The 19,929-nt window shown below is 62.0% G+C and carries 17 protein-coding genes; 10 read left to right on the plus strand and 7 right to left on the minus strand.

What is annotated here, in order from left to right:
- Together VEZ38_RS00595 and VEZ38_RS00600 are read left to right on the plus strand one after the other, a co-directional pair.
- The coding region (locus tag VEZ38_RS00595; protein ID WP_324890878.1) for a GDYXXLXY domain-containing protein at positions 1 to 250 on the plus strand (250 nt) is incomplete at its 5' end.
- An 85-nt stretch (positions 251 to 335) separates the two neighbouring features.
- Positions 336 to 512, plus strand: coding sequence for a hypothetical protein (locus VEZ38_RS00600; protein WP_324890879.1), 177 nt, complete (start codon positions 336 to 338; stop codon positions 510 to 512).
- A 68-nt stretch (positions 513 to 580) separates the two neighbouring features.
- Here VEZ38_RS00600 and bcp read toward each other — a convergent pair whose 3' ends face one another.
- The 4 genes from bcp to VEZ38_RS00620 are packed head-to-tail and all read right to left on the minus strand — an operon-like array spanning position 581 to position 3,668.
- Complete coding sequence (gene bcp / locus VEZ38_RS00605) at positions 581 to 1,048, minus strand: thioredoxin-dependent thiol peroxidase (protein WP_324890881.1); 468 nt, start codon at positions 1,046 to 1,048, stop codon at positions 581 to 583.
- A complete protein-coding gene (locus tag VEZ38_RS00610; RefSeq protein WP_324890884.1) occupies positions 1,045 to 1,830 on the minus strand; it encodes an ABC transporter permease in 786 nt (261 codons plus the stop codon). The genes bcp and VEZ38_RS00610 overlap by 4 nt, the downstream gene beginning before the upstream one ends.
- Before the next feature lie 6 nt (positions 1,831 to 1,836).
- Positions 1,837 to 2,631 (minus strand): ABC transporter permease, encoded by a 795-nt coding sequence (locus VEZ38_RS00615; RefSeq protein WP_324890886.1) that lies wholly within the window; start codon positions 2,629 to 2,631, stop codon positions 1,837 to 1,839.
- On the minus strand, positions 2,628 to 3,668 hold the full coding sequence (locus tag VEZ38_RS00620) for an ABC transporter ATP-binding protein (protein WP_324890888.1): 1,041 nt from the start codon (positions 3,666 to 3,668) through the stop codon (positions 2,628 to 2,630). Before VEZ38_RS00620 ends, VEZ38_RS00615 begins: the two co-directional genes overlap by 4 nt.
- Before the next feature lie 210 nt (positions 3,669 to 3,878).
- Between VEZ38_RS00620 and VEZ38_RS00625 the strand changes: the two genes are divergently transcribed.
- The 3 genes from VEZ38_RS00625 (at position 3,879) to VEZ38_RS00635 (ending at position 12,183) form a co-directional block, all read left to right on the plus strand.
- Positions 3,879 to 4,928 carry an LCP family protein gene (locus VEZ38_RS00625; protein ID WP_324890890.1) on the plus strand — a complete coding sequence of 350 codons (1,050 nt, stop codon included), beginning with the start codon at positions 3,879 to 3,881 and terminating at the stop codon, positions 4,926 to 4,928.
- A 924-nt stretch (positions 4,929 to 5,852) separates the two neighbouring features.
- Positions 5,853 to 7,166: a glutamate-1-semialdehyde 2,1-aminomutase gene (locus VEZ38_RS00630; protein ID WP_324890892.1), complete on the plus strand. Its 1,314-nt coding sequence runs from the start codon at positions 5,853 to 5,855 to the stop codon at positions 7,164 to 7,166.
- A gap of 475 nt (positions 7,167 to 7,641) precedes the next feature.
- The gene (locus tag VEZ38_RS00635) at positions 7,642 to 12,183 is read left to right on the plus strand and encodes a glutamate synthase-related protein (RefSeq protein ID WP_324890894.1); all 4,542 of its coding nucleotides are present in this window, start codon (positions 7,642 to 7,644) and stop codon (positions 12,181 to 12,183) included.
- 116 nt (positions 12,184 to 12,299) lie between these two features.
- Here VEZ38_RS00635 and VEZ38_RS00640 read toward each other — a convergent pair whose 3' ends face one another.
- Positions 12,300 to 12,656, minus strand: coding sequence for a hypothetical protein (locus VEZ38_RS00640; RefSeq protein WP_324890896.1), 357 nt, complete (start codon positions 12,654 to 12,656; stop codon positions 12,300 to 12,302).
- 171 nt (positions 12,657 to 12,827) lie between these two features.
- Between VEZ38_RS00640 and VEZ38_RS00645 the strand changes: the two genes are divergently transcribed.
- The 4 genes from VEZ38_RS00645 (at position 12,828) to nagA (ending at position 17,178) form a co-directional block, all read left to right on the plus strand.
- Positions 12,828 to 13,778 carry an SPL family radical SAM protein gene (locus VEZ38_RS00645; protein ID WP_324890898.1) on the plus strand — a complete coding sequence of 317 codons (951 nt, stop codon included), beginning with the start codon at positions 12,828 to 12,830 and terminating at the stop codon, positions 13,776 to 13,778.
- Between the two features lie 668 nt (positions 13,779 to 14,446).
- Entirely contained in the window at positions 14,447 to 15,307 is an 861-nt protein-coding gene (locus VEZ38_RS00650; RefSeq protein ID WP_324890900.1) for a MurR/RpiR family transcriptional regulator, read from the plus strand.
- Between the two features lie 6 nt (positions 15,308 to 15,313).
- Entirely contained in the window at positions 15,314 to 16,042 is a 729-nt protein-coding gene (nagB, locus tag VEZ38_RS00655; RefSeq protein ID WP_324890902.1) for a glucosamine-6-phosphate deaminase, read from the plus strand.
- Positions 16,039 to 17,178, plus strand: coding sequence for an N-acetylglucosamine-6-phosphate deacetylase (gene nagA / locus VEZ38_RS00660; RefSeq protein WP_324890904.1), 1,140 nt, complete (start codon positions 16,039 to 16,041; stop codon positions 17,176 to 17,178). Before nagB ends, nagA begins: the two co-directional genes overlap by 4 nt.
- Before the next feature lie 79 nt (positions 17,179 to 17,257).
- Here nagA and hisJ read toward each other — a convergent pair whose 3' ends face one another.
- Positions 17,258 to 18,112, minus strand: a complete 855-nt coding sequence (gene hisJ, locus VEZ38_RS00665; protein ID WP_324890906.1) for a histidinol-phosphatase HisJ — start codon at positions 18,110 to 18,112, stop codon at positions 17,258 to 17,260.
- Positions 18,113 to 18,172: 60 nt separating this feature from the next.
- Here hisJ and VEZ38_RS00670 point away from each other — a divergent pair, with 60 nt between their 5' ends.
- On the plus strand, positions 18,173 to 18,439 hold the full coding sequence (locus VEZ38_RS00670; protein ID WP_324890908.1) for a YkgJ family cysteine cluster protein: 267 nt from the start codon (positions 18,173 to 18,175) through the stop codon (positions 18,437 to 18,439).
- 38 nt (positions 18,440 to 18,477) lie between these two features.
- Here VEZ38_RS00670 and VEZ38_RS00675 read toward each other — a convergent pair whose 3' ends face one another.
- Positions 18,478 to 19,824: a HAMP domain-containing sensor histidine kinase gene (locus tag VEZ38_RS00675; RefSeq protein ID WP_324890910.1), complete on the minus strand. Its 1,347-nt coding sequence runs from the start codon at positions 19,822 to 19,824 to the stop codon at positions 18,478 to 18,480.
- Between the last annotated feature and the right edge of the window lie 105 nt (positions 19,825 to 19,929).

Raw genomic sequence — 19,929 nt, forward strand, 5'->3', positions numbered from 1 at the left:
GGACGGCCTGCACGTTCCGGTCGCCGCGTACCCGAACCGCGTCCGGCTGCCGGACGGGCAAGTGCTGCTTAAGGGCATCGTCGAGTACCGCTGGGAGGAAGAAATCCAGCTTCGGTACGGCCTCGAGCGGTATTACGTGCCGGAGGGGACCGGCCTCGCGCTCGAGCGGCAGGTCGGCGAGGTCGTCGTGGCCGCGAAGGTGTCGCCGTGGGGCCAGGCGATCTTGACGGACGTGCTTACAAAAAATTAATGCTTCCGACCTGACACAAAACGCGCGGCGCCGAATAGGATATGTGGTGGTAAAGAAGTTCGATAAGTAGAAAGGAAGAGTACTTATGGTCCTGGTAACCCATCCGCCGCTGCCGTTCACGCCGCCGACCGAGCCTTATTCGCCTTATGCGCCATACGCGCCGATTCCGACGCGTCCGGCTTCTCCGGTGACCGTCCCGTCCGGCGCGGCCTCCACGACTGCGGGCGCCCCGCAGCCCGACCGCCCGTCGACCGACCGATAAAATCGATCTGTATCGGGTACTTACGAAAAACGACCGTCCCTCGGCTTCGTCGGGGGACGGTCGTTTTTTCATAGCATTTTCAAAGCTTGTATAATGTCCTCGATATGGTTCTTTAGCCGGACCTTGCGCCATTCCTTGCGCAGCCGGCCCTTCTCGTCGATCAGGAACGTCGACCGTTCGACGCCCATGTACTCGCGCCCGTACAGCTTCTTTAGCTGCCAGACGCCGTATTTCTTGCACACCTTGAGGTCGACGTCCGCGAGCAGCGGGAACGCGAGGCGCTGCTTCTCCGCGAATTTCGCATGCGACTTGGCGTCGTCGGGCGAGATGCCGACGACGATCGCGCCGAGTTCGGCGAACGCGGCGCCGGCATCGCGAAATTCGCACGCCTGCTGCGTGCACGTCGGCGTCTGATCCTGCGGGTAGAAATACAGGACGACCTTCTTCCCTTGTTGGTCGCGCAGCCGGAACGTCGTGCCGTCGCCCGCAGGCAGCGTAAAATCCGGCGGTTTGCGGCCGATGACGAGCTCGCTCATGATCCCGCCCCCCGATATTTTTTGATTCCCTTGTTCCAGACGAGCAGTCCGACCGCGAGGAAGACGGCGCCGACGACCGGCGTCAGCAGCGCGTAGCCGAGCAGCGACTCCGCCTCGAGGAAGAACGCCGCCGGATAGAAGCCGACGAACGCGAACGGCAGCGCCCACGTCAGCACAAGCTGAAGTATCTTGTTATAAATCGTGATCGGGTAACGGCCGTAGCTTTGGATGTTCCACATGAGCGGCAAAATCCCCGTCGGCGAGTCGGAGAAGAACGAAATCGCCGTCAGCGCGATATAGATGCCGCCGTAGATCATGACGGAGCCGAGCACGAGCAGCAGGAACATGAGCGGGTCGTACCAGTCGAGCGTCACGCCGAGCGCCGGCCATGCGTAGCCCATGATCGCGACGCCGATGAGGGCGGACAGCAGCGCGGACGGGTCCATGTTTTCGAGCAGCAGCTGCGCCAGATTGTGAACCGGTCGCGTCAGCACGCGGTCCATCTCGCCCTTGACGATGTACTTCTCGGTGAAGCCCCACAGGTTGAATACGGCGGAGAAGACGCCCCACGGCACCATGAAATACCCGTAGACGAAGATGATTTGCTCCCGCGTCCAGCCGTCCAACAATTGCGTATGCTCGAAAATGACGACGATAAAGATGAGGTTCATCGCCAGAAACAGCAAATCGGAAAACACCTCGACCCAGAAGTCCGAGCGGTAGGAGAGGCGCGTTTTCATATAAGTCTTTAAGTAGTCCAAAAATATGCTTGCGGTAAACATACGATGTTATCCTCCCTGCACGAACAGCCGGTTGCGCGCCTTGCGCCAGAGCCACACCATCGGGCCGATGAGCAGCGCGAACCAGAGCGCCTGCACCCCGAGCGCCTGAACCGCGGCCTCCCCCGTCGTGCGTCCCGTGAATACCGTCGCCGGCAAGTACGTGATCGCTTGGAACGGCAGCAGCTTCAGCAGCGACTCCGCCCATCCCGGGAAAAACGTCAGCGGAATGATGAGCCCGGAAAACAGGTCGACGGCGACGCGCTTCATTCGCATGAGCCCTTCGCTGTTTTCTAAGAAGAAGGCGCCGATGCCGATTAAAATATTAAGCTGGCTATTGATTAAGAAGCTGAAAAACAGCATGACGAGAAACAGGCCCCAGATTTGCGGATCCGTCGGCAGCGAGACGGGAAAGAGCAGGCTGGCGATGACCATGCCGGGCACGGAAAACAGCAGCAGGCGGAACAAGCCTTCGCCGAGCCCCTGCATCATCTTGACGACGATATACTGATACGGTCGAATGAATTGGATCGCGACGCTGCCGTCTCTGATTTCGTTCGAAATTTCGCGGTCGAGGTTGTTGAAATAAAACGCCCTCGCCATCCAAGAGATCGCGATGTACGTCGTCATCTGCGCGATCGTGAAGCCGCCGAGCTCCGGCTTGCCGTCGTAGATGGCCGACCAGACGAAGTAATACGCGCCGATGTTGATCGCGTACACGGCGATGCCGCTGTAATAATTGACGCGGTACGCGAGCATCATCAGGAAGCGAATGCGGATCAGCTCGAGATACGCCGGGTTCATCGCGCGCCTCCCGCCGCCGCGGAGACGTGGGCCTTCTTCTCGGACGAGCCCGTCTTATAGATTTCCCTTACGATCTCGTCGGTGTTCGTCTCTTCGATTTTGATGTCGCGGATGTCGACCGCGCCGACGATGCGCGACAGCGCGTCCGACACGTTCGCCCCTTGCGGGAGCGCGGCGCGGGCGGCGAAGTCGTTTTCGATCGTCCAGACGACGTCCAGCCCTTGCGTGAGCCGCTCCAGCTCGCTCTTCGGCATGCCGGTCCCGAAACGGAAGACGAGCTCCTTGCCGCGTCCCCACGTGTCTTTCAGGTTTTGCAGCCCGCCGTCGTAGATGATCTTGCCGTCGTCGAGCATGATGACGCGCGAGCACAGCGCTTCGATGTCCTGCAGGTCGTGCGTCGTGAGCAATATCGTCGTGCCGTACCGCTCGTTCAGCGACTTAAGGAACTCGCGGATTTCCGTCTTGACGACGATGTCGAGGCCGATCGTCGGCTCGTCGAGGAACAAAATCGACGGGTTATGGATGAGCGCGGCCGCCAGCTCGCAGCGCATCCGCTGGCCGAGCGACAGCTTGCGCACCGGGCGGTTCAGCAGGTCGCCGAGGTCGAGCCGCTGCACGAGCTCGTCGAGGCGCGTCTTGTAATCGCGCTCCGACACGCGGTACACCTTGCGCAGCAGGTTGAACGACTCGATGACGCCGATGTCCCACCACAGCTGGCTGCGCTGCCCGAACACGACGCCGATGCCGCGCACGAACGTCTCCCGGTCCTCGAACGGCACATAGCCGTTCACGACGACGCGCCCGGACGTCGGCACGAGGATGCCCGTCAGCATCTTGATCGTCGTCGACTTGCCGGCGCCGTTCTCGCCGATGTAGCCGCAAATTTCGCCTTTCGGAATTTGAAAGCTGATATCGTTCACCGCGGTCACCTCTCGGTATTCGCGGCGGAATAAGTCGCGTAAGGCACCCTTGAGGCCTTCCCGGCTTTTCTGTATGCGGAATTCCTTCCGCAAGTTTTCTACGTCGATGGCAAGCATCTCCGGACTCCTCTCCCTTGGGGATTTGTTTTGTTTTCCTCCCCTGTTTCCTTGATGGTTCTAAAGATTTACCGCTATAATACTTAAGGCGCGCAACTTTCGCCGTTGTGCCGGCGTTACATAATTTAGAAGCTGTGCGGGATTCCGCGCTTAAACCGGGCGGAACTTGATGATAATGATACCATTACCCCAGACGGAGGAAAAGCGAACATGACTTGGCTCAAGACCGCCGCGATCACGTTGATCGTTCTGACGCTCGGCGTCGTCGGCTATTATGGATATTCTTTCTATTCGTTCGCGGAGGACGATCCGAAGTCGTCCCGCTTCGACCGCTTCGAGGATCGGTCCTCCTCGCAAGGCGCGGCGGTCGCGGACAACGTCGAGTACGAGGAGCCTCCGAAGTGGGAGGGGACCGAGCGGGTGAACATCCTGCTGCTGGGCGGCGACTCCCGGGGCCTCGGCGCGCACGAGATTCCGCGCTCGGACACGATGATGATCGCGTCGATCGACCCGGTCACGAAGAAGGCGCATTTGTTTTCTTTGCTTCGGGATACGTATGTCCGCATTCCGGGCCACGGCTCGAACCGGATCAACACCGCGATCGTGCTCGGCGGACCGAAGCTCGCGATGCAAACCGCCAGCCAGCTGACCGGGCTCGACATCCAGTATTATGTGTACACGGACTTCGAAGGCTTCGTACAGCTGATCGACGAGATCGGCGGCATCGAATTCGAGGTCGAGAAGGATATGCATTACACGTCCCGGGCGGACGGCCCCGAGTACGACATTAATTTGAAGGCGGGGCTGCAGACGCTGGACGGCCGCGAGGCGCTGCAATACGTGCGGTTCCGACAGGACGCGCTGAGCGACTTCGCGCGCACCGAGCGGCAGCGCAGCTTGATGACGGCGGTCGCGCAGAAGCTGCAGACGACGTCTTCGCTGTGGAAGCTGCCGCGCATTTTGGCCGCGATCGACCCGTATATCGAGTCGAATTTATCCGTGGCGGAGATGATCAAGCTCGGCGCGCTCGGCTTCGAGGCGAAGGCGAACGAGGTAGCCGGCGTGCAGGTGCCGCCCGCCGAGTTGCTGCGAGAGGAGACGGTCGGGGGCGCCTCGGTGCTCACGGTCGAGCCGAGCCGCTTGAAGCGGTACATCGAGGAGCTGTTCGCCGAGGCGGCGGCGCCCTCGCTCGACCCGGACCCGAAGGACGCCGCGGTCGGCGCCCCGGACGCGGACGCCGCCCCCGGCAGCGCCGGCTAGCAGCGGTGCCCGCTGCCGGGGGCCTCGCCCGGCAGCGACGGCCAGCCCCGATGCCAAGGGCCTCGCCCACGCGATGAGGATGCATGCAGCGAATGCTTTTGGGATTGCCAAGGGGCTGCTCCGATCGCCGGAGCGGCCCCTTGGCATCATCGCCGCCGCGCCGGTTTGCCCGCCGCACCGGCTTGCAAGCCGCACCTGCCACTCCCTTGCCTCATCGCCGTCGCCCGACCGAGCTGCGGCTCTTCTGAAGTTGTGGGAACACCCTTCCCTAAAAGTGGGAAAGGCGTTCCCTAAATGCGGGAAAGGCGTTCCTTCTTGATGTGCATGGCACTCGGCGCCTTACCGGAGAACGTACCCCAGGCGCTGTCGTCCCGGCATTTATACTGCAACGCGGAAGGACGCCCGACAAAAGTGGGAACGCCCTTCCCTAAAAGTGGGAAAGGCATTCCCTAAATGCGGGAAAGGTGTTCCTTCTTGATGAGCACGACCGCTTGGCTCCAACTAGGGGACGTACCCCAGGCGCTGTCGTCCCGGCATTTACACTGCAACGCGGAAGGACGCCCGACAAAAGTGGGAACGCCCTTCCCTAAAAGTGGGAAAGGCGTTCCCTAAATGCGGGTAAGGCGTTCCCTCTTTAAGTGCACGGCGCTCTGCGCCAACCGGGGGACGTGCCCCAGGCGCTGTCGTCCGGGCATTTACACCGCAACGCGGAGGCTGCCCAAACAAAAGTGGGAACACCCTTCCCTAAAAGTGGGAACGTCCTTCCATAAAAGTGGGAAAGGGGTTCCCAAAATGAAGGAAGCGTGTTCCCTTAATGCGAGAAAGATGCCCCCTACTTGCGCGAAAAGTGCCCTCTACATACGGGGAAGGCGTTCCTTACGTTCCTCACCGGTAAACAGAAGAAAGAAAGGCGGAGTCATTTTCGTGAAATTCACAAATTCGGAAGCACTTTACCTAGAGGCAAAGCAGCATATCGTCGGCGGGGTGAACAGTCCCTCGCGTTCGTTCAAGGGGGTCGGCGGAGGTACGCCCGTCTTTATGAAGCGCGGGCAAGGCGCCTATTTCTGGGACGCGGACGATAACCGCTATATCGACTATCTTGCGGCATACGGGCCGATCATACTCGGGCACGCCCCGGCGCCGGTGAACGAAGCGATCCGGCGCGCGGCGGAAAACGGCGCCCTCTACGGGACGCCGACGGAGCTCGAGATCGAGTATGCAAAGCTGCTCAAGAAAGCGATTCCTTCATTAAATAAGGTGCGCTTTACGAACTCCGGCACCGAGGCGGTCATGACGACGATTCGGGTCGCGCGGGCGTACACCAATCGCACGAAAATCATTAAGTTCGCCGGCTGCTATCACGGCCATTCCGATCTCGTGCTCGTCGCCGCCGGCTCCGGCCCGTCGACCCTCGGCGTACCGGACAGCGCGGGGGTGCCGAAGGGCGTGGCGGAGCACGTCGTAACGGTGCCGTTCAACGATTTGCCCGCACTCCGGCAAGCGCTCGAGCGATGGGGCGACGACACGGCGGCGGTGCTCGTCGAACCGATCGTCGGCAACTTCGGCATCGTGCCGCCGGCGCCCGGCTTTCTCGAGGGGCTGTGCCGACTCGCCCGCGACGCCGGCGCCCTCGTCATCTACGACGAGGTGATCAGCGCGTTCCGTTTCCATTGGGGGGCGGCCTCCACCTTCCTCGAAGGGGCGGGCGCAACGGATGCTGCCGCCATCGAGCCGGATTTGACGGCGCTCGGCAAAATTATCGGCGGCGGCCTGCCGATCGGCGCGTACGGCGGCCGCGAGGACATTATGGCGCAGGTCGCTCCGCTCGGCCCCGCATATCAAGCCGGCACGCACGCCGGCAATCCGATGAGCATGTCCGCCGGCTATGCCTGCGTCACGGAGCTCGCCCGCCCCGGCACGTACGAGCGGCTGGACGCCCTCGGCCGGCGACTCGCCGAAGGCCTCTCCGCCGCAGCGGCCGCGCACGGCGTGCCGCTAACGGTGAATCGCGTGCGCGGCGCGTTGTCGACCCATTTCTGCAGCCATCCCGTCACGAATTACGACGAAGCGCAAGATACGGACGGCGAAGCGTTCGGCCGGTTTTTCAAGCTGATGCTCGCGGAGGGCGTGCTGCTCGCCCCCTCGAAGTACGAGGCGTGGTTCCTGACGACCGCGCACACGGAGGAAGACGTCGACGCGACGCTGGCTGCGGCGGAACGGTCGTTTTCAAAATTATAACCCCCCGCAAAAAGAGCCCCGGCGCCGCATTCGACGGTCGACCGGGGCGAATTGTATGAAACTACATGGTGAAATCGAATCTCGACAATGTTATAAACAGATAGTGACCGCGAGCGCGCGGAACCGTTTAACCATCGTTCAAAAAATATGATTATTCACAGCTATAAATATTTTTATACATCGATAAAACGCTTACAGTCTTTTTATCGTCCTTTTCTTTATTGTCGGCATGCTAAATCCGTGTTATTCTATATCTACTTTTACTCTCCGGCGGTGGCGCGGTTTTCCTTCATTTTTTCGCGGGCTCCTTCGCGATTTGCCACGTGCCTCGTTTGCCTTTTCCGGCTGTCGCCCCCGTAACGATTTTCCTGCGAAACCGTGAAGGAAGAGCGCTTTTATTCAGGCCATCTGCATATTTATGCACGCCCCGAACCCATTACTTTAGGAGGTGAGGGTCAGAATACTGACCGCCCGCATGAACCAAGCTATGAAGAACGAAGGATTGTTTGAAGGGCTGTTGCTCGAGGAGCATGACAGCTGCGGCGTTATTTGCATTATCGAAAAGAACGGACATCCGACCCGCGACAATATCCAGAAGACGATCGACGCCCTCGTGAAAATGGAACATCGCTCCGGCTTTATCGACGGGGAAGGCGACGGCTGCGGCATTCTGACCGACATTCCGCGCGCCCTGTGGCAAAGCAAGCTCGAGTCTGCCGGACTTGACGGCCAGCTCGCGTTCGACGATCGCTTCTCCGTCGCGCATATTTTCGTGCCGCGGGGGCTCGACATTTCGGTAGCGGACATGCAGAAGGGCATTCGCGAAATGTTCGCGTCCTACGGCGTGAAAATCGTACTCGAGCAAGAAAACGAAACGAACAGCAGCGTTCTTGGTCCGAACGGCCGACTCGACGAGCCGACGTTCTGGCAGATCGTCGCGATGACCGAGAAGGAAGGCGTCAACGTCGCCGACCATCTGTTCGAGCTGCACGTCGATATCGAGAGCAGATACAACGTTCATGTGGCGTCGCTCAGCAATGTGACCGCCGCTTATAAAGTGATGGGTTCGGCGAGCATCCTGCCGAAATATTTCAAAGATACGCAAGACTCGCGTTTCGCCGCGCAGGTGACGATCGGTCACAACCGCTATTCGACGAACACGCTGTCGAGCTTCTTCCGCGTGCAGCCGTTCTCCTTGCTCGGCCATAACGGGGAAATCAACACGGTCAAGAAGATGCGCTACGAGGCTGACATGATCGGCGTTCCGCTCGTCGACGGCGGCTCCGACTCGCAGGACATGAATCGGACGATCGAGACGTTCATTCATCGCCACGGCTTCTCGCATTTCGAGGCGATGGAGCTCGTCTTCCCTCCGATTCACAACGAGATGAAGTCGTTCCGTCCGGAGCTGCAAGACCTCTACGTGTATTATCGCCAAATTTGGGGACATTACGCGCAAGGTCCGGCCGCCATCGTTTCCCGTTACGGGAACGAGTGCGTATTTAGCGTGGACGCGCTCGGACTCCGTCCGCTGTGGATGGTAGAGAGCGAGACGTCCCTGTACTTCTCCTCAGAGCAAGGCGTCATTACGGTCAACGAGATGGTCGCGGATCCGAAGTCGATCGCGCCGGGCGAGAAGATCGGCGTCGTGCTGACGCGCGGCGAGCACGTGCAAGTAATTCCTTACGAGGAACTGCAGACGACGGTTCTCGAGCGCGCGAAGAAGCGCGTCGATTTCTCCGGCCTGCGCAGCCAATTGTTCTATAAGAACGAATTCCCGGAGGCCGCTCCGAACGCGGACGTCGAAGTGACGGACGCGCTGTACGCGGCGGCCGGCTGGGATCGCGAAGGCATTCAGATGATCGAGTCGATGTCGGAAACCGGCGCGGAGCCGATTCGCTCGCTCGGCCACGACGGTCCGCTCGCGGCGCTGAATTGGGAACGCCAAAACATCGCGGACTTCATTAAAGAAAGCGTCGCGGTCGTCACGAACCCCGCGATTGACCGCGACCGCGAGCAGGAGCACTTCTCGACGCGCGTCGTCGTCGGCCCTCGTCCGACGATCTACGGCGAAGTGGACGGACGTCTGCGCATCGAGCTTCCGGCGCCGCTCGTCCTCGAAGGCTCTAACGGCGTCGGCAGCCTCGAAGCGGTCGGACAACCGTCGCTCGAGCAAATCGTCGCCGCCTTCGAAGCGTCGAAGGCCGGCTCCGTCGCGACGCTGTCGCTGACGTTCGGCCGCGGCGAATCGTTGAAAGCCGCGCTCGACAAGCTTGCTGAAGACGCGATTGCCGCCGTGCGCGGCGGCGCGAGCTTGATCGTGCTCGACGACGCGGAAGCGAACAGCAACGACCGTCTGTGGGTCGATGCGCACTTAGCCGTATCGCGCGTCGATATCGCGTTGAAATCCGTGAAGCTCGGCCAAGGCGACAACCTGCGCCGCCAAGCGGCGATCGCGCTGCGCTCCGCTTCGGTACGCAACCTGCATGACATCGCAGTCGCTTGCGGCTTGGGCGCGGATCTAATCTCGCCGTACGCGCTGTTCTCGACCGCTTCGGCGAAGGAAGGCGCGCCGGCTGCTCGCAAGGTGTTTACGGCGCTGCAGAAAGGTCTGGAGAAGGTCATCTCCACGATCGGCACGCACGAGCTTCGCGGTTATACGCGCTTCTTCTCCTCGATCGGCTTGCACCCGGAAGTGGCGGAAGTGCTCGACATCGTCAACTATCTCGGCAGCGAGAAGGCCGGCACGGGTTTCGCGCAACTCGAAGCGGACGCGGTCGCTCGCTACGAAGACTATAACAACAATCCGAAGGCGAAGCCGGGGAAAAACTTCCGCTTCTTCCAACGGATGTGGAAGGCGCTCGGCGATGCCGCTTCCGGCGCGGCGCCGTACGCAGACTACCGCGATAAGCTGCGGGAGGAAGAAAGCAAGAACCCTATCAGCATTCGCCACGTCGCCGACTTTAATTACGAGAAGTCGCTCTCCGAGGGTCGCAAGGCGCTCGATCCGAAGGACGTCAACATCGGCGTCGGCGATCACGACTTGCCGATGCTCATCTCCTCCATGTCGTTCGGCTCGCAGAACGAGACGGCATTCCGCGCATACGCGGAAGCCGGCGAACGGCTCAACATGGTGACGATGAACGGCGAGGGCGGCGAAATCAAGGATATGCTGGGCCGCTACAAGCGGACGCGCGGCGCGCAGGTCGCTTCGGGACGCTTCGGCGTCAACGTCGAGCTCGCGAACGCGGTCGCGTTCCTCGAGATCAAGATCGGCCAAGGCGCGAAGCCGGGCGAAGGCGGTCACTTGCCGGGCTCCAAGGTGACGGCGAAGATCGCCGCCGCGCGGAACGCGACGATCGGTTCCGATCTGATTTCGCCGTCGAACAACCACGATATTTATTCGATCGAGGATTTGGCGCAAATCATTAGCGAGCTCAAGGAAGCGAGCAACCATAAAGCAAAGATCATCGTGAAGGTGCCGGTCGTTCCGGGCATCGGCACGATCGCGGTCGGCGTCGCCAAGGCGGGCGCGAACGTCATTACGCTCTCCGGCTTCGACGGCGGCACGGGCGCGGCGCGCATCCACTCGCTGCAACACGTCGGCCTCCCGACCGAAATCGGCACGAAGCTGGCGCACGTCGCTTTGATCGAAGCCGGTCTTCGCCACCAGGTCGAGTTGTGGTCCGACGGCGGCCTCAAGTCCGGGGCGGACGTCGTGAAGATGATGCTGCTCGGCGCGAACCGATGCGGCTTCGGTTCCATCTCGATGCAAGCGATCGGTTGTACGACGTGCCGCGGCTGCCATCTGGACACGTGCCACGTCGGCATCGCGACGCAGATCGACTCGATGGAAGAAGCCGAGGAGAAAGGCCTTCGCCGCTTCGTTCCTCGCGTATACGACAACGCGGTAGACGCATTGGTGCGTTTGTTCACGGGCATCGGCGAAGAAGTCCGCGAAGTCGTCGCGGCGCTCGGCTTCAAGAACGCCCAAGATCTTGTCGGCCGTTCGGATTTGCTCAGCCAAGTTCGCGCGCTCGAGAAAATCGACCTGTCCGCGATCCTTCGTCCGGCGCCGCTGCAGTTCATCGCATCGGCCACGCAGGAAGCGGCGGTCGCATCCGCAGAGACGGTGCTCGCGGCCGTCGGCGCGGAAGGCCTGTATCCGAGCAAGCTGAGCTTCGAAGCGCCGATCTCGCATCGCTGGAGCAAAATCAGCGCCGAGACGCGCATCATCGGCTCGCGCTTCTCCTCGAATCGCGTCCGCGACCGGTTCGACGGCAGCTACGATCAGCTTCCGGGCATCTCGCTCGAGCTGACGGACGGCTCCGTTCCGGGCAACGGCCTCGGCGCGTTCAACGCCCGCGGCGTCGACATCACGGTGCATGGCGGCGCGGAGGACGGCGTCGGCAAGATGGCGTTCGGCGGTAAGATCGCCATTCTCAAAGCGCCTAGCAAGCACAAGGAATTCATCAACGGCTCCGTCGGCAAGTCGTTCGCCTACGGCGCGCAGAAGGGCACGTTCATCGTGCAGGGCAACGCGGATTCCCGCGCTTGCATCCGCCTCTCCGGTGCCGACATCATCTTCGGCGGCGAGCTGCAGGGACCGATCCGCGACGAGCTCGGCAACATGGCCGGCCGCGCGAACTTGAAGGGCTTCGCGTTCGAGTACATGACGAACGGCCGCGCCGTCGTCATGGGCGATCCGGGTCCGTGGATTTGCGCAGGCATGACGGGCGGGGTCATCTACCAGCGCCTCCAGCCGGAGCTCGGTCTCGACCAGGCGGCCATCGAGCGCCGCGTCGCGAAGGGCGCGAAGGTCAGCATTACGACGCTCGGCGACAAGAGCCGCGCCGACCTGAATGAGTTGCTCGGCATATATATCGCGGAGCTGGAGAAATCCGGCCAGAAGGACGCCGCCGCGAAAGTATCGAAGCTGCTCGAAAACCTCGACGCAAACTTCGTACGCATCTCGCCGGTGACGATGCAAGCCGACCAATCGGTCGCAACGGAATAATCGATACGACTCGAGTCGTCCCCGGTCATGATTATGACCGCGGGACGGCTCTTCTTTATGGCCGAAAAAAGACACCCCCGCCGGCTGCTCGCCTGCGAGAAGTGCCTCTCCCCGATCTATTTATGAATCAGCTGCCGAACTTCCGTCTCCAGCTTGAACACGCGCTCGTTCAGCAGCGAAATTTGCATCCCTCTATATTCGTCGCGCTCCTCGATCCGCCGCGGCTTCCCGTTCATGAGCTTCAAAACCCCAACGACATCCTCCTGCTGGCTCTCTTCCATTCGATCCAACTGACGCTGCATCGTGCCGAGTTGACCCTGAACCTGCTCAAAGCTGTGGTCGATTCGCTCGAACCTCTGGTCGATCTGCTCGAACCTCTGGTCGATTCGCTCGAACCTCTGGTCGATTCGCTCGAATCGAGGCTCCAGCTCCTCCTTAATAATTTCGCGTAACGCCGATTTGATGTCTTCCAACATCGAATCCCCCCGCAGTTCATAAATAGATGACCGTCCGGTTGTGTGATCTGATTATAGTATACCTTGGGGGGAATTTATATGCAAACATTTGTTCCTATTTTGTGTTGAATAAGGGAACGTATGTGCGATATAATGAAGGTATCCAACGAGGCGAGGAGCAGACTGCCCATGGCTGGCAAAACCTATGAAACGATGAACGCCAAACTCGTCCTGAACCGCGTGAAGGCGGAGCGGATGCCGTTCGACTGGTCGCTGAATCCATACCGCGGCTGCGCGCACGGATGCAGCTTCTGCTATGCGAGAGCGTTCCAGCCGTTCATCGGGAAGGAGCCGACGGACGAGTTCCAAAACCATATTATTTTGAAAACGAACGCGGCCGAAGCGCTGGAAGCGCAGTTGAGCGGCATCGCTCGGCGTTCCTGCATCCGTCCGGAGGACGTCGGCAACCTGCTCGGCCCGGTCGCCGTCGGCACGGCCACGGACCCCTATCAACCGATCGAGGCCAAGACACTCTTAACGAAGTCTTGCCTGCGGGTGCTCGCGAAATATCGCGTGCCTACGTCGGTGACGACGCGCTCTCCCCTCGTCCTGCGCGACATCGCCGAGCTTCGCGAGCTGGAGCTGACCTCCATAAACATCAGCATCAACACTTTGGATGCAGTTACGACGCGCCGCATGGAGCCGGCGACCCCGCATCCGCTGCAACGGCTCCGAACGGTCGAGAAGCTCGCTGCGGCCGGGTTGCCCGTCGGCGTGTTCGTCGCTCCGATCCTGCCGTACCTAACCGATGCGGAGGACCAGCTGGACGACCTCTTCGGCGCGGCCAAGTCGCACGGCGCCGCGTTCGCGATGACCTCCCTGCTGCGCCTCTCGGCCGATGTGAAGACGTGGTATTTCCGTACGCTGGAGGAGTGCTACCCGGAACTGCCGGCGTTATACGCCCGACTATACGAAGGCGCTTATGTTCATCCCCGGTACGGCGAAGTGATACGCGAACGAATCGGTCGCGTCTCCCGCCGCCACGGGCTAACCGGGAACATCCCGGCGCGGCCGCAGGCGCCGGCGTCGGATAAAGTCGACATGCCGGCAAAGCCCGAGCAGCTAGCCTTTTCCTTCTGAATCCGCCTTCGGCTAGACTCGAATATATTCCCTCGCTCCGCCGAACGGTAGCAGCGTATACGAGCTCGACCGTTCGCAGATACGGCTCCTCCGGCGCTTCGGCCGGCGCCGGCTCGGCCGCTTTCTCGGGCTCGGGCGCCGCTTCCGCAGGCGCCTTCCGCCGCGAACAACGCCCGGTTGTAATAGATGCCGTAGGAATGTATGAACGAGTCCAAAAAGCCATACGTCCGGCCTTGCCACGCCCCCGCCTGCCGGACGAGGCCTATCGGCATGAGGACCTCCGTCTCCGCGCTCAGCGTTTCGTCGATCGGCTCGAAGTACCCCTTACGGACGAACTCGGGGATGGCGTCGAGCCGCCAAATTTCGGCGGCCGGCCCCCCGGCCGAGACGGAGCTCGTGAACTGGGCTCCGCCCGTTCGGCGGCCCGGGTCGACGCTGCGCAACGTACCGAATCGCGCCTCTTCCATCCATTGTAAAGCGGCTCCCCCCTGCGAAATATAGCGTAGGCAACAAACATAACGTTTTGTTAGCTTCCTAGGCGAGGCGTCGGGGCCGGTTGCTTTACGAAGCAAATTCGCATATGATGAGAAATAGGAAAATTATTTTCACAGTGATCCAGTAACACAAGAAACTTATTTTTATGGAAAACAGGGGGGGGCGAGGCACCAATGTCCAGCATTGTTCATTCGCTCCGGGAACGCGCTTCCTCGTTCCACCCGAAGGAGCGCACGCTCGCGGCTTATATCGTCGAGCACCCGCTGGAGGCGACGCGGCTTAGCATTACGGAGCTGGCCGACCGATCCGGCACGAGCGCGGCGACGATTACCCGGTTTTGCCGCGCCTTGCGCTTCGACGGGTTCGCGGAGTTTAAATTAAAGCTCGCGGAAGAATTGGCCGCCCCGGCCGAAGGCCAACCTACGTATCAGGACATCGTAGCCGGCAATTCGCTGGAGCGCATCGTCGGCGCCATGGAGGCGAACCATCTGCGGTCGATCGCCGATACGACGCGGCTGCTGGACGTCGGCACGCTGCAGCGGGCGATCGACGCGCTCCATGCCGCCCGCCGGATCGATCTGTACGGCGTCGCCACCTCCGGTATCGTCGCGCAAGACGCGTACCAGAAGCTGATTCGCATCGGGAAGGAGGCGAACGCCTTTTCCGACCCTCACCTGCAAATTACGTCCGCCTCCAACCTCGGTCCGGGCGACGTCGCCATCGGCATCTCGTACTCGGGCGAGACGATCGAGACGGTGGACGCCCTCCGCTGCGCGAAGACGCAGGGCGCGACGACGATATCTCTCACGAAATACGGCGTCAACGCCCTGTCGTCCGCCGCGGATATCGCGTTGTTCGCCTCCTCGCTCGAGGAGGGCATGCGCCGCGGCGACATGGCCTCGCGCATCGCGCAGCTCCACGTCGTCGACATTTTGTTCACCGGACTCGTGAGCTCTAGGTTCGACGCGTACGTGCCGCGGCTCGAACGGACGTACTGGAACGTCAAACAATACCGCAATGGAAAAGGAAGGTAGCGCGCTATGAATATTCTCACGTTCCCGACCGACGCCGAGCTGAACGAAGCCGGCGCCGGCATCATTACCGGCCTTGTGCAGACGAAGCCGAACGCCGTGCTCGGCCTCGCGACCGGCAGCACGCCCATCGGCATCTATCGAGAGATAATCCGCACCTTCCGCAAGGGCATGGTCAGCTACAAGCAGGTGACGACCTTCAATTTGGACGAGTATGTCGGGCTGGAACCGAGTCACCCGCAAAGCTACGCGAACTATATGCGGGAGCATCTGTTCGATCACATCGACGCATCGCCGGACCGTCTCCATATCCCGAACGGCGCGGCCGCCGATCCGGCCGCGGAGTGCGCCCGGTACGACGCCCTGCTCGACGGTTGCGGGCAGATCGACCTGCAGCTGCTCGGCCTCGGACATAACGGCCATATCGGCTTTAACGAGCCCGATCATTCGCTCGTCCGCGGGACGCATGTCGTCGCGCTGCGCGAGCAGACGCGGGAAGCGAACGCCCGGTTTTTCGACTCGATCGACGGCGTGCCGACGCATGCGATCACGATGGGGGTCGGCACGATTCTGAAGGCCAAGACGATTCTGCTCGTCGTCAAGGGCGCCGACAAGGCGGAGATCGTCCACCGCGCGCTGACCGGAGAAATTACGACGGAAATCCCGGCCAGCCTGCTGCAGACGCATCCGCATCTGGTCGTGCTGCTCGACGCCGAAGCGGGGAGGCTGTTCCGATGACCGTTATTCGAGGCAATATCGTCACGCCGGACGGCGTGCTGGAGGGCGGCATCGTCCGCCTGGAAGGGGCGCGCATCGCGGAGGTGCTCGAGGCGGGAGCGCCCGCCGCCTCGGTCGAGCTCGATCTCGGGGACGGCTGGGTCCTGCCCGGCTTCGTGGATATGCATTGTCACGGCGGCTCCGGCTGCGACTTCATGGACGCGACCGGCGAGGCGCTCGCGACGATCGCGGAATTTCATGGACGGCACGGAACGACGTCGATGCTCGCGACGACGATGACGGCGCCGAAGGCGGCGATCGACGCGGTGCTGCGGGCGGCGAGCGATTATATCGCCGCGGCTTCCCCGCGGGGGGCGCGCCTGCTCGGCGTCCATCTGGAAGGGCCGTTCATCAGCCCGAAGTGGCCCGGCGCGCAAAACCCAGATTTCATCGTCCCGCCGCGCCTCGATTGGCTGCGCGAATGGACCGAGGCGTACCCGTCCGTCGTGAAGCAGCTAACGCTGGCGCCGGAGACGGAGGGCGCGATCGAGATGATTCGCGAGTTGGCCCGACTCGGCATCGTCGCCGCCGCCGGGCACACGGACGCGACGTACGACGAGCTCGTGCGGGCCGCCGACGCGGGGCTGAGCCAAGCGGTGCACACGTTCAACGCGATGACGCCGCTGCATCATCGGAAGCCCGGCGTCGCCGGCGCCGTCCTGACGGATCCGCGCATCGCCGCGGAAGCGATCGCCGACGGCGTTCATCTGCACCCGGCGGTCGTCAAGCTGCTGACGCAGACGAAAACCGCGGACAACCTGATTTTGATTACCGATGCGATCTCCGCTGCCGGGCTTGAGGACGGTCCGTATTCGTTAGGCGGCCAGGAGGTGACGGTGAAGGACGGCGTCGCGCGATTGACTCACGGCGACAGCCTCGCCGGCAGCACGCTGACGATGATCGACGCGTTCCGCTTCGTCGTGCGGCTCGGGCTGTCCGTACCGGAGGCGAGCCGCCTCGCGAGCGCGAACGCCGCGAAGCAGCTGCGGCGGGACGATATCGGCGCGATCCGCCCCGGCGCCGCGGCCGACGTCGTGCTGCTTACCGCCGATTTGGACATCGTTCGGGTGTACCGCGACGGCGCGGCTATCGCCTGACGCCAGACGCAAAAAACCTCCTTCGCGCCCCGCCGCTCCGGATTGTCCGGGCGGCGGCGACCGCGAGGGAGGTTTTTCGTTATATGCGGCGGGCGTCGCCGGCGGTCCCGCTTCCCGGCAGCGACGCCGCGAACCAGTCCCACCCCGCGCCGACCTCTTCGGGCCGGTGCGCGTCCGAGCCGAACACGATCTCCACGCCCTGCGCCGCGCAAGCGGCCAGAAACCATTCGGGCGTGTACGGCTTCCCGCAGGTCGCCTTCCGAAGGCCGGCGGCGTTCGCGTCGATGCCGACGCCGCTCTCGACGAGCAACGGTAACAGCCGCTGCAGCCGTTCGCGAATTTGCGCCTCGTCGATCGGCGGCAGCGCCGAACGAAACTTCTCGATCAGATTGACGTGCCCGAGCCGCCGCCGCCAGCGCCAAGACGCCGCGCTCCGGATCGCCAACTCGACGTGATCGTAGTAGGCGTCGGCAACCTTTTCCATAGAACCATAATAAGACAACAAATTGTCCCGAAAATCTTCCGGCTTGTAATCTACGCACCGCATGCCGCCCCGGCCTGGCAAATAATGCACGGATATGATGACGTCCTCCAGCTCCGCCGCGGCCGACGCTTCCGACAACAGCTCCTCCGTGAACGACTCTCTGCCGTGCAAATAGTCCATCTCCAGCCCGACGGTCACGTCGAGACGGCCTTCGAACGCCCGCTTCACGGCGGTCGCGTCGGCCAAGTACAGCGGCAGCTCCGACCGATCCATCGCGAGCTCCGGCGTCAGGACCGGATCGTCGACCCATCCTTCCGGCAGCGGCGGGTGCTCCGTCGCCGTATACCGCTCGAACCCGAGCTCCGCCGCCCGCTCCGCGTAGGCGCGAAGCGGGCGGTCGCTGCCGTGCTTGCAAAACTGCGTGTGCGTATGCCCGTCCCATTTCATCATGCCGAATTCGCCTCCTGTGTGTTATCATATATCAAACCTTCGGAAGGAGCGAATGCTCGCATGGAATGTCGTCCCGGCTGCGCCGCCTGCTGTATCGTCATTTCGATCTCGTCGCCCATTCCGGGTTTGCCGAACGGCAAGCCCGCCGGCGTCCCTTGCCCGCAGCTGACCGAGGAACGCAAATGCCGCCTGTTCGGCAAGCCGGAGCGTCCCGCGGTGTGCAGCGCGCTGCTCGCGTCGCCGGACATGTGCGGCGCCTCCGACCAAGAGGCGTTCGCCCTCCTGACCGAGCTCGAGCGCCTGACGAAGCCCGGCGGCCCGCGCTGACGACGGCGCCGGCCCGCCTCGCGACGGACGCCTACCCGTTATCGATACCCCCCTTCGCGTCGTTCTTGTCCTGCGGCCGCTTCCGCCTCGAAGGCCGCCTGACCGGACGCAACCTCCCGCAACGGGAGCCGGACGTACGCCACCGTGCCGCGCCCGACCTCGCTGCGGAACTGAAGCCTGCCCCCCATCTCCTCCACCGTACGCGACACGACGGATAAGCCGAGCCCCGTCCCCTTCTCTTTCGTCGTTACGTAAGGCGTACCGATGCGGTCCATCTGCTCCCGGGTCATGCCGACGCCTTCGTCCTCGATCGCCAACGTCACTTCTTTGGCTCCGTCGTTCCGCTCCAACACGATCCGCAGCGTCCCCCCGCGAGGCATCGATTCGATCGCGTTCTTGCATAAATTCAAGACCGACTGCCGGAACTTGCCCGCGTTGCCGTACACCGCGCAGCCGAGCTCGACGCACGTCTCGAGCCGTACCGAATGAATGAGCGCATACGGCGTAACGACGCTCGCGATGCCGTTCAGCTCTTCGTTCGCCAAAAACACGGCGCAGTCGGACTGCCCGGGATCCTGCTTCGCGAACGCCAAATAATCCGAGATGATGCCCTGCGCCCGATCGAGCTCCTCCAAGGCCAGCGCAATGTATTGCTCGCGTTCGCGCTCCGTTTGGCCGCCCGACCGAAGCAGCTGCAGAAACCCTCTCGTCACCGTCAGCGGATTTCGCACCTCGTGCGACACGCTCGCGGCCAACTGACTGACGAGGTCGTATTTTTCCAGCCGTTCGCTCATGCGCTCGCGCTGTCGGCGCTTGCGTTCCTCCTTGCTCGTCCATTGCTCGACCAACGCCGTTACGCCCGAGGCGACGACGCCGTGCGCAAGGACCGCCGGAAGGAACCAATACCATTGGGGTTGAAGCTCATGCGACGAGACGAGCCCGAACAACAGGCCGGCGCAAAGCACGGCGAATAGCGAGGAAACGGCGCCGGCCGCAAGCACCTTCCCCCGAAACGTCCAGCCGGGATGAAGAAACCAACGCGACGGCAGCAAGAAGACGAGCAGCGACATAAGTCCGGGCAGGATCCCCTCGCCGCCGAGAAACGCTTTGTAGCCGAGCATCACGGCCGCGAGCGGCGCGCTCAGCAGCGGCCCGACGTAAACATGCGTCAGCAGGATCGGCATCCACCGCAGATCGACGGACAATTCGGGGGAGACCGGGATGGGGAAAGACATGCACGCGACGACCATGACCGCCGCAGCGGCGAACGAGACCAACATCTTATACTTCTGAAAGAAACGGCTCTCGTCGATAAGCTGGAGGAGGAAAAGCGGGGCGATCAAAAACAAAGCGTTCAGCACAACGAACTGCAACGATTCCGGCATTGAAAAACCCCCGCACAGATTTTTCCATTTGTTACAAGTAGTATACCAAATTCGAAATCGCTTTCCTATAGGGGTTGTAAAGAAAAATAAAGGATTCGTAAGAAA

Source organism: Paenibacillus sp. (genome assembly GCF_035645235.1).
Taxonomy (GTDB): Bacteria; Bacillota; Bacilli; order Paenibacillales; family YIM-B00363; genus Paenibacillus_AE.